8 protein-coding genes are annotated in these 9,861 nt (G+C 58.3%); 3 read left to right on the forward strand and 5 right to left on the reverse strand.

What is annotated here, in order from left to right; genetic code table 11:
• The first annotated feature begins 213 nt into the window (after positions 1–213).
• From nadA to ABJK56_RS13150, 3 genes are all read left to right on the forward strand, one after another.
• Positions 214–1,362 (forward strand): quinolinate synthase NadA, encoded by a 1,149-nt coding sequence (gene nadA / locus ABJK56_RS13140; RefSeq protein WP_347245123.1) that lies wholly within the window; start codon positions 214–216, stop codon positions 1,360–1,362.
• Between the two features lie 245 nt (positions 1,363–1,607).
• The gene (locus ABJK56_RS13145) at positions 1,608–2,255 is read left to right on the forward strand and encodes a DUF6677 family protein (protein WP_347245124.1); all 648 of its coding nucleotides are present in this window, start codon (positions 1,608–1,610) and stop codon (positions 2,253–2,255) included.
• A 52-nt stretch (positions 2,256–2,307) separates the two neighbouring features.
• Positions 2,308–2,490 (forward strand): hypothetical protein, encoded by a 183-nt coding sequence (locus ABJK56_RS13150; protein WP_347245125.1) that lies wholly within the window; start codon positions 2,308–2,310, stop codon positions 2,488–2,490.
• Positions 2,491–2,658: 168 nt separating this feature from the next.
• On the opposite strand, the gene ABJK56_RS13155 is transcribed toward ABJK56_RS13150, so the two are convergent.
• From ABJK56_RS13155 to nuoK, 5 genes are all read right to left on the reverse strand, one after another.
• A complete protein-coding gene (locus tag ABJK56_RS13155) occupies positions 2,659–3,450 on the reverse strand; it encodes a polyprenol monophosphomannose synthase (RefSeq protein ID WP_347245126.1) in 792 nt (263 codons plus the stop codon).
• A 345-nt stretch (positions 3,451–3,795) separates the two neighbouring features.
• Positions 3,796–5,397 (reverse strand): NADH-quinone oxidoreductase subunit N, encoded by a 1,602-nt coding sequence (locus ABJK56_RS13160; RefSeq protein ID WP_347245127.1) that lies wholly within the window; start codon positions 5,395–5,397, stop codon positions 3,796–3,798.
• Positions 5,387–7,174: an NADH-quinone oxidoreductase subunit M gene (locus ABJK56_RS13165; RefSeq protein WP_347245128.1), complete on the reverse strand. Its 1,788-nt coding sequence runs from the start codon at positions 7,172–7,174 to the stop codon at positions 5,387–5,389. Before ABJK56_RS13165 ends, ABJK56_RS13160 begins: the two co-directional genes overlap by 11 nt.
• A gap of 142 nt (positions 7,175–7,316) precedes the next feature.
• Positions 7,317–9,380: an NADH-quinone oxidoreductase subunit L gene (gene nuoL / locus ABJK56_RS13170; protein ID WP_347245129.1), complete on the reverse strand. Its 2,064-nt coding sequence runs from the start codon at positions 9,378–9,380 to the stop codon at positions 7,317–7,319.
• 5 nt (positions 9,381–9,385) lie between these two features.
• Positions 9,386–9,861: NADH-quinone oxidoreductase subunit NuoK (gene nuoK / locus ABJK56_RS13175; RefSeq protein ID WP_347245130.1), on the reverse strand; the 476-nt coding region annotated here is incomplete at its 5' end.

The following is a 9,861-nucleotide window of genomic DNA, read 5'->3' on the forward strand; positions in this document are numbered from 1 at the left end:
TTCGTATTTACCACAGTCGGGACACGTCGTTCTGGATCCGCATGGTGGTTTTATTCAACTCATTCGGCTGTGCCGCGAGAGTCTCCGTGTGAGGATGACGTCCTCGATGTGGAGTTCCGCAGGGTCCGTTGAGGGGTAAGAGTCCTCTCCTGCGGTTCAAGATAAACAATGAAGTTTGATGCCGACGACCTTTCCAAACAAGGTGCTGGACCAATGACGACTGTGTTGCAAACCGCCGAGCGCGAAACCTATCCGTTCGAGGCCTACAAAAGACTTTCCCCGGATGAGTTAAGAGAACGGATCCTGGCCGTCAAACGGCAAATGGGACCACGACTGCTCATCCTGGGCCACCACTATCAGCGGGATGAGGTGGTCGAGCTTTCCGACCTTCAGGGAGATAGCTATCGCCTGAGCGCTCTGGCAGCTGAGAACGAAGCCTGCCGCGCCATCATCTTCTGCGGGGTCCATTTCATGGCAGAAACCGCGGATATTCTTGCCAATCGACCCGAGAAACTGGCCCAGCGCGGCGAACGCATCCCCGTCATTCTTCCAGACATGAAGGCGGGTTGTTCCATGGCGGACATGGCTGAAATCGACCAGGTTGAAGATTGCTGGGAACAGTTAAGCCGGGTCATCGATATTTCCGAGGTGATTCCCGTCACCTACGTCAATTCGTCGGCCAAGCTGAAGGCGTTTTGCGGGCGGCACGGGGGCACCGTGTGCACCTCCGCCAATGCGGATGTGGCCCTCCAGTGGGCGCTTTCCCGGGGACGGCGCGTTCTGTTCTTTCCCGACCAGCATTTGGGCAGAAATACCGCTTTGAAAATGGGTATCCCTCTGGAGGCGATGCCGGTGTGGGACCCTTATGCCCGGGAATTGGGCGGCAATTCCCGCGAGACGATCGAAAAGGCTACCGTCATCCTCTGGAAAGGCTACTGCAGCGTGCATCAAGTTTTCCGGCCGGAGCACGTGGATTATTTCCGCGCCAACTACCCCGGCATCAAAATCCTTGTGCACCCCGAGTGCATGAAGGAGGTCGTGGAAAAGGCGGATGTCGTCGGGTCGACCGGTAAGATCATCCGGGCGGTGGAAGAAGCTCCTCCCGGCACCAAATGGGCCATCGGCACCGAGCTTCATCTTGTCAATCGCCTGAAGAAGAAACACCCAGAGCAGGAGATCTACTTCCTGGCCCCGGTCGTGTGCATGTGCTCGACGATGTACCGGATCGATCTACCGCATCTCTGCTGGGCCGCGGAAAACCTGGCAGCCGGCACACCGGTCAACGTCATTCGCGTCGATGACGCCACGGCGAAGGACGCGCTGGTGGCCCTCGAACGAATGCTGGAGCTGAAAGGCCGGTGACCGGAAAAACACGCAAGGAGACCAGTTTTCACAGTGTTCTGGGAGTTGGCTCTTGTGGGTTTGCGGGTCTTCCTGATCCGCTCAACCCGTTGCAATTTTCTGACGCCTCGACTAGCTTCAATGGAATAGCACACGGGCGGTTAAGGCGTATTTTTACTATTAGGTTAGTATTTGAACGGGAAGATAGGATTTTCCCCGACTTCTGCACCACTGTTAACCCATCCCACCAAATCTGAAGGGCAATTATGGGCGAACGATCGCGTCCCGTGACGCAACCACCTTCCGGGCGATCCGGCGCTGGTTTTCTGGACGAGGAAGGCCGGTGGGTGACATTGAAAGATCCTTGGGTAGCGGCGTTCCTGGCCTGGCTGTTGCCGGGGCTCGGTCACTGGTATCAGGGCCGCCAGGCCAAAGCGATTCTCTTTTTTGTCTGCATCATGGGCTTGTTCGTTTACGGATGCTATTTGGGGGGAAATCGCGAGCTCGGATACGCCCGAGTTGTGTACGCCTCGTTTCGGCCGGGGGATATGCGGCTGTACTACCTCTGCCAGATTGGTGTGGGCCTGCCGGCCATGCCCGCCCTCATCCAGGCGGCCCGAGTTCGCCAGAATAAACCGCCATTATGGAATAATTTCATGGCTCCGCCTCGACTGGGCACGGATGACGATAATCCGCCGACGCTCTCGCGGATCTGCTACGAGTTGCACGCCTATTTCGACCTGGGAAGCCTCTACACAGCGATTGCCGGGTTGCTCAACATCCTGGTGATTTTCGATGCATTTGGCGGGCCGCTGTTTCCAGAGTCCCCCAGCCGCAAAGAACAGGAGGCCGACCAGGACTCACCGAGCACCGGGACCCCGGCAACACCCAGCGAGACGCCCAGTTCGAAGTAACCTCGAAAAGCGGTGCGATTGTTTATAATTCGACGCAGGAATCGATCGCGTTATGACCGTCAATTACATGTGGTATCTTGTACCGCTCCTCATTGCCGTGAGTCTGGTGTATGCGGGCACCCGGCAGGAGGCCATGCCGGCCGTGCTCCGCCATGGATTGAAGACACTCGTCTGGATTGCGGTCTTCATGGGCATCATCGCGGTGATCCTTCAGCTGCTGGACGCTTTCACCTGAGTTCTTGAGCCGTCCGTGTTGTAACCGCTTTTGGAGAAAGAGTGAGGGAGAAGATCAAGCCACCGGGGAGATCGCGCGCGGCCAGAGGGGAAGGATCAGGTAAGGAACTGGTCGCAGAATGGGCACGGCCCACGCCCCTTCGAATGTCCCGAACTCAATGAAGCGCGATCACCGAGTAGCTGACGATTTGCTGGAGGCCAGACCTGGCTTTTCCCGCCGTTTCTTTCGCCGGCAGCTCTCATTGAGAGCGAGTTTCATGATCACGCTCACCGCATGAAGCCCTTCCTGCCAGGTGATCTTCGACGCTCCTTTCCGCCGGTCCACAAACGTGATGGGCACTTCGCAAAAGACGGCCCCTATTTTCCGGAGACGGTAAAGGATCTCCTCAAAAAACGCGTAGCCCGACGAACAGAACTCATTGAAATCCAGTTGGGCCAGTGTCGCCGCTCGGTAACACCGGAAATTGCCACTGCAATCACGGACGGGCAAGCCGAGCATCAATCGCGCAAACCAGTTGATTGCACGACTCATCAGGTGACGGCGCAGCGGCCAGCCCTCAATGCGGCCGCCGGGGATGTAACGTGAGCCGATCGCCACGTCCACCTTCGGCCCATCGGCCGGTTCCATAGCCGCCAGCAAATCGGGAAGTCTGTGCGGCGGATGACTGAAGTCGGCATCCATGGTGAGCACGTACCGATAGCCCTGGGCAATGCCTTCTCGAAGTCCCGCGATGATCGCCGACCCCAGGCCCTGCTTGCTCGGTCGATGAAGACAACGTAATCGCGGATCCTGGCGGGAATACTCCTCGCACCATGCGCCTGTTCCATCAGGGGAATTATCGTCCACCACGAGCACGTCTACGGTGGGCACTGTGGCGAAAATGGCTTCCAAAAGCGGAGGTAGTGTTTCCCGCTCGTTGTAGGTTGCGATAACGATGAGGCACTCGCCCTGATCCACCATACGTAAAGGTCAACATCCTGTCACTTCTGTTCCAGAAACGGTCCCCAACGTCCTGCCAGAATACCATTTTTCTTTGCCCCAGAGCTTCGCGCCACTTTTGACTCATTGTGAAATCAGATCCCGCGACGAGCAACACCCGCGGTTCGACGGCGCAGAGGACTGACAGATTAGCCGTCCCTCCCAGTAAAACTAGTGTCTCTGCTCGCCCTCGATTCGCCGTTTTTGTCGCCGTTTCTCAAACACCAGGCACGATTGAGCGCATGCCTTAGGAAGGGCTCACCCATAGAAAACCGGAAGGCCGTTCGGGAGACGGTTCGCTCACTTTTTCCCTGGCCCCTTGGAGCGTCATTCGGACGGGTCCTGAGACACGGGCGACAGAGATGATGCGGTAGAACCGGCCATTTCCGAAAGTTTCCCTTCCATGGTGGCAAGCTTCATCGAACGCTGCGGGCCGCGGAGCGTGGGGCTGGCCCGCCGAGCATGTTCGATCCATCTCCCTGGACTGATCCCAATGAGGACCGTCATGATGGCGCACAGCGCGACGGCGAACATGGCCGGCATAGCACCCTGCCGAAGTTGCAGCGTCCGCTCTTCGTGGCTCGCAGTTTCGCCGGGAAGCGTGGCAAAGAACATCGTGCTCACAACCCGCAGGTAGTAGGCAGCGGCGATAGCCGCGTTGACCGCGCCCACCACGGCCAGGAAAACAAGGCGTGATCTCGCGGGCCCACCACCGGGAACTCCTCCCACATCCAACGCGCTGAAGAACACGGCGAGCTTCCCCCAAAAGCCAGCCAGCGGTGGAATCCCCGCCAGACTCAGCATGAAGATGGCCAGCGACCAGGCCAGCAATCGCAAATCCATGAGGGGCGCGTACGCCAGACCGCGCAGGTCGTCGAGCGTTTCGACCTGTCGATCGCCGAGTCGCAGCGTGCCGAGCGCGGCAAATGCGCCCAGTGTCGCCAGGAGGTACACAATGAGATAAAAGAGCAGCGCCGCCGCCCCATCCCATGGGTGGCCCTGGGGAGTGGCGTATGTCATCGCCACGGTGAGACCGATGAGCATGTACCCCGCATGGGCAATGGACGAATAGGCGAGAAGTCGCCGTAGATTCCTCTGCCACAGAGCCAGGACATTTCCCAATGTCATGGTGAGGACGGAAAGTGCCAGCACCACCTGCCATGCCCGGTCCGGTCCTCCGAACATTCCCTCCAGCAGAAGCCGCACCAGCACCAGCATGCCCGCCGCTTTGGGAAGGGCCGAGAGCAAGGCCGCGTTGCGATGAGACGTCCCCTGATAGACATCGGGGGCATAAAAGTGAAACGGCACGGCCGCAATCTTGAACCCGATGCCCGCCAGAATGAGCACCAGGGGGATGGCCCCCATCACGCCGGTAAACGCCCCCTGCGCCCCCGCTTGCATGAGTTCCCGCAGCGACAGCGTGCCGGCCAGGCCGTAAACAAAACTGAGCCCGTACAGGAACACAGCCGAGGAAAGCACGCTGAGGTAAAAGTATTTGGTGGCCGCCTCCCGATAATTAGGCCCTTCCCTATCGACATAAAGAAGAATGTAGGACGCAACGGAAATGAGCTCCAGTCCGACGAACAGGAGCACCAGGTCTTCCGCGCGAGCAACCAGCGCCAGACCCACAATCCCCAGCAGCAGACTCCCTAATCGCTCACCTTCGTGTTGGCTTTCCTGTCCGGAGGAGCCAGCCGTCAGAACAAGGATCAGCCCCACGGAAAAGGCCAGCCCTCGTCCGAACACGCCCAGCATGTCTTTACTGGACACGAGAAACCCTTGCTGAAGGTAAAACAGCGCCACACCGGCCACTATCCCGATGAGGGCCAGTGCGTAAAACCAGCTCCGCCGTACCTGGAAAGGCGCCAATACCAGGCACAACAGGGCCGCGAACACAAGCAAAATTTCAGGCAGCCAGTCAGTCATCATGGTCGGTCGGATGATCGGATGTCACTTGTCCAGTGTCAAACGTCGCGTCAGCGAGTTGCGCATCACATCCAGAAATCTGCGTCAGATGATCGGAGACTGTATCGCCAACCGGTGGGACAGATCGTGCGGGAAGGGCCGCTCGATCCGCTATCTGGGTGGCCGCGGGCGCTGCGAGTGGCTTCTGCACCGACTTTAAGGCGGGTGTCATGCGGCTCAGGAAAAACTGCGGCTGAATGCCGATCCACACGATGAAGACGACCAGTGGCGCAAGAGCCAACACCTCGCGGAGGGACAGATCGCGGACGCCGTGCTGCCCTGCCGACACGGAATAAGTGTGCCAGTTCTCTGAAGACTCAGTCTGTTCAGCCGCCGCTCCATCCCGGGCAGCCACACTCTCCGAAAGCGGTTCCCGCAGCGTACCGAAGAACACGCGTCCCACCAGCGTCAGCATATACCACGCGCCAAGCACCACCCCCAGTGTGCCCGCCACGGCAAAGACCCATTCCCAGCCCCCGACGTGCCATGCCCGCTGGAACATCCCCACAAGAACCAGAAACTCTCCCGCAAAGCCGTTGAGACCAGGCAAACCGATGCTGGAAAATGTGAGCACAAACATGAAAAACGCCAAAATGGGGAGCTTTCGGGCAAGCCCGCCAAAAGATTCGATCTTCCGCGTGTGATATCGCTCATAGATCATTCCCACCACGGCAAACAGGCCACCGGTCGCCAGTCCGTGGTTGATCATCTGCAAAAGCCCGCCGTGAAGTCCTAAAGCATTAAGGGTGAATACTCCCAGCATGCAGAACCCTAGGTGGCTGACGCTGGAATAGGCGATGAGGCGTTTGATATCGCGCTGGGCAAAAGCCGTTAGGGCCCCGTAAACAATTCCGATCGCCGAAAGGGCAAGAATCCATGGAGTGACCTGCATAGTAGCATCGGGCACCATCGGCAGGACAAAACGCAAGAATCCATACCCACCGACCTTCAGCAAAATACCGGCCAGCAGAACGCTTCCCGCGGTGGGAGCCTCCACGTGAGCCAGCGGCAACCACGTGTGAAGCGGAACAAGCGGCACTTTCACCGCGAATCCCGCAAACAGTGCCCAGAACACCCAAAGCTGAAAGGCCAGCGGAAGCTGCCCACGTTCACGGAGTTCGGCTAGCCGTTGCGTGAGCTCAGGGATGGAAAACGTCACCACTCCCGAACCGCTTGCGTAGGCATTCCAGATGACCAGAGCCAGCAATCCCAGAAACGTCAGCACACTGCCCGCCAGGGTGAAGAGGAAGAACTTCATCGCCGCATAACGACGTTCCTCATGCCCCCAAATCCCGATCAGGAAAAACAGTGGGATGAGTGTGGCTTCAAAAAACAGATAAAAGAGGAGCACATCCCGGGCCACAAAGACACCCAGCATTCCCGTATACAGCAGCATCAAGAGACGATAAAACGCGGGAGCGTTTTCTTTCACGGCCTCCCAACTCACCAGGACGCAGGTGATCATGAGGAGCGATGTGAGGCCGTACAACCACAAGCTCAGGCCATCCAATCCCATGGCGAAGCGGACTCCCAAGGTGGCTTCCGAGCGAGGCCACCAAGGGACTTCCAACACAGCGAAGCTCGGTGCGCCTCCCGGATAAGAAAACACGAGATATCCGCTGAGCAGGCAGTTCACGAGCACGACCGTCAGGGCCACCAGTCGGGCCGACTCCCGCGTTTGACCAGCGAGGAGAACACCCACCAGCGGAAGAAAAATGGTGATTGCCAGTAACGTGCCCATGTGTATGTCCTACAGTTGGTCAAAACTAACAGATCGCGGAAAACCCTGCCAATGGCATTTTTGTTGGGTCGCGTCGCATTTACCTTTTTGCTGTGCGTTTCTTTCACGCCTGTTTTCGGCCCTCTTTCTCATGACCGCAGCACTACAATACAAGTGCTGCCAGGAGCACAAGCATGCCCAGAACCATGCCCAGGGCATACCACGGGATCAGCCCGTTCTGCACGCTGCGCAACATGGCTCCCAGAAATCGGGGAATAAGGCCGACGACGTCCACCAGCCAGTCAATCACAAACCGGTCAATCCAGGCGGCAACGCTCGCCAGTCCGGCCAGCGGTCGGACAATAAACCACTGATAAATCTCATCGAAGAAGAATTTTCTGTAAGAAAGAGTGTAAAGGCCGACGGCTCTGAAGGCAGCGACTATTCCTTGCACGAACACGCCGGGACCGAGAACTACGCCAGCCGCTAGGGCCACACCCAGTAACGCCAGCACGAGGCTGATCCAGGGGATAGCTCCCGCATGAGCTACCATGCCATGCCCAGCCAGATGCGCCGCTGCATCCAGGCTTGTCGTTCCGCTCAGGAAATGCTCGACCCACCGCGTTGGTCCCAGCAATGCTCCGACGACGACCGAGCCCGCTGCCAGAATTCCCAGCGGGATCAGCATCACCGGGGGAGACTCGTGGACATGGCCGACGCTCTCCGCAGGGAGGCGCTCCTCGCCAAAGAATGTGCGGAAATAAGCCCGGAAGGTGTATACCGCGGTGAGGAACGCGGTCGCCATTGCTATCGCCAGTAACGTCTGATAGTAGCCGCTGTGAGGGGCCTTTCCGGCAACAGCGAGGAGGATTTCGTCCTTGCTGAAGAAGCCTGCCAGAGGGAAAATCCCCGCCAGGGCCAGACTGCCAATCAGGAACGTCACGTGCGTCCACGGCAACCGCCGCCGCAGCCCCCCGATTTGATTCAGGTCGATGACGCCTCCTGTTGCATGCATCACGCTCCCCGCCCCAAGGAACAAGAGAGCTTTGAAGAAAGCGTGTGTGAAAAGGTGGAACATGGCGGCTGCCGCTCCCACCAGACCGCCCACCGACAGTCCCAAAAACATGTAACCGAGCTGGCTAATTGTGGAATACGCCAGAATCCGTTTGAGGTCCGTTTGAGTGAGCGCTATGACCGCTGCCATCAGGGCTGTAAACGTCGCGACCCCACCGACAATCTCCAAAACATGCGGGGCGACCTGGAACAGCGGCATGCACCGCGCCACCATGTAAACGCCCGCCGTCACCATCGTGGCCGCGTGGATCAGGGCACTCACCGGCGTCGGACCTTCCATTGCGTCGGGCAACCACACATGGAGCGGAAACTGGGCGCTCTTTCCGCACGCTCCCGCAAACAGAAGCAGACATGCGACGGTCGCCAGTCCCCCGTGAATAAGTCCCTTTTCCGGGTGGAGAAGTCGAGCAGTCCCTAGGATCCCGGCAGAAAACACCTCCTGCGTCTGCGGATCAATCGTGTCGTGAAAGTTGAGGGTTCCATACATCGACCACAGCAGAAAGATGCCCAGGGCAAAACCGAAATCACCCACACGGTTCACCAGGAAGGCTTTTTTTCCTGCTGCGGCGGCTTCCGGCTTCCTGTACCAGAATCCAATCAGCAGATAGCTACACAGGCCCACCGCCTCCCAGAACACATAAAGAAGGACAAAATTGCTCACCGAAACGAGCATGATCATGGAAAAGACAAACAGACTGATATACGTATAGAACCGCCAGTAGCCGGGATCGTCATGCATATATCCGATGGAATAAATCGCCACCAACAGTGAGATGAACGTCACTGTGACGAGCATAAACACGGTGAGCGGATCCACCCGCAGCGCAATCGGAATATGGAACCGCACAAAATCCCACGTGCCATGGGGAACAGGCCGCTCGATGGACGCTCCACTGGGGCTGATGTCCGCCCAGGTCCACAATTCGAACACCCGCTCAAACGTCCGGACGTGTTCTTCAGAATGAGCGTCGTGAGCCGCCGGTGTGGCTCGGAGCAGCATCCCCAGAAGCGCTAATGAGCCAATGAACGAAATCGCTGTAGCTGTCACGGTGGGCACGTGACTGGCTTCCCGCAAAACGCGCGGTCCCAGCACAGCCGTCACGAGGGCGGCCACCAATGGCATACCGGCAACCAGGACAATCAAAAAGCTCATGGTCGTCAGACAGTCGGTCGATATTCGAGGACTTCTTCCGGAATAACAGGAGCGCGTCCGACCCGCGGCAACTTGGGCCAACTGGGCGGCGGCGGGGGCGGGACTTCCTCCTCTTCCACCTCCCGAGGAATCTCTCCTAAACCTTCTTCTCGCAGGTGCTGGATCTTCAACACGTCCAGTCCATATCGAGCGCGAACAAGGTTGAGAACCAGGGCCAGTGCGACTGCCGCCTCAGCCGCCGCCACTGCCATCACAAACAGGGCGAACACCTGCCCCTGTAATTGCCCGTGGAAACGCCCCCAACTCACAAAACTGAGCGACACCCCCTGGAGCATCAGCTCCACGGACAAGAACATGAGGATGAGGTTGCGCCGGCTCAAAAAGCCCACCAGCCCCAGTCCAAACAGGCAGGCACCAACCCATAACTGTTGAATTAAAAGGGCATTCTCAGACATCGCTGTCGTGTTCCATCTCTCTCGTC

The organism is Thermogutta sp. (assembly GCF_039793925.1).
Classification (GTDB): Bacteria; Planctomycetota; Planctomycetia; order Pirellulales; family Thermoguttaceae; genus Thermogutta.

Coding starts and splice junctions, on each gene's coding strand:
- nadA (WP_347245123.1), top strand. CDS start 214: ATGACGACTGTGTTGCAAACCGCCGAGCGCGAAACCTATCCGTTCGAG.
- ABJK56_RS13145 (WP_347245124.1), top strand. CDS start 1,608: ATGGGCGAACGATCGCGTCCCGTGACGCAACCACCTTCCGGGCGATCC.
- ABJK56_RS13150 (WP_347245125.1), top strand. CDS start 2,308: ATGACCGTCAATTACATGTGGTATCTTGTACCGCTCCTCATTGCCGTG.
- ABJK56_RS13155 (WP_347245126.1), bottom strand. CDS start 3,450: ATGGTGGATCAGGGCGAGTGCCTCATCGTTATCGCAACCTACAACGAG.
- ABJK56_RS13160 (WP_347245127.1), bottom strand. CDS start 5,397: ATGATGACTGACTGGCTGCCTGAAATTTTGCTTGTGTTCGCGGCCCTG.
- ABJK56_RS13165 (WP_347245128.1), bottom strand. CDS start 7,174: ATGGGCACGTTACTGGCAATCACCATTTTTCTTCCGCTGGTGGGTGTT.
- nuoL (WP_347245129.1), bottom strand. CDS start 9,380: ATGAGCTTTTTGATTGTCCTGGTTGCCGGTATGCCATTGGTGGCCGCC.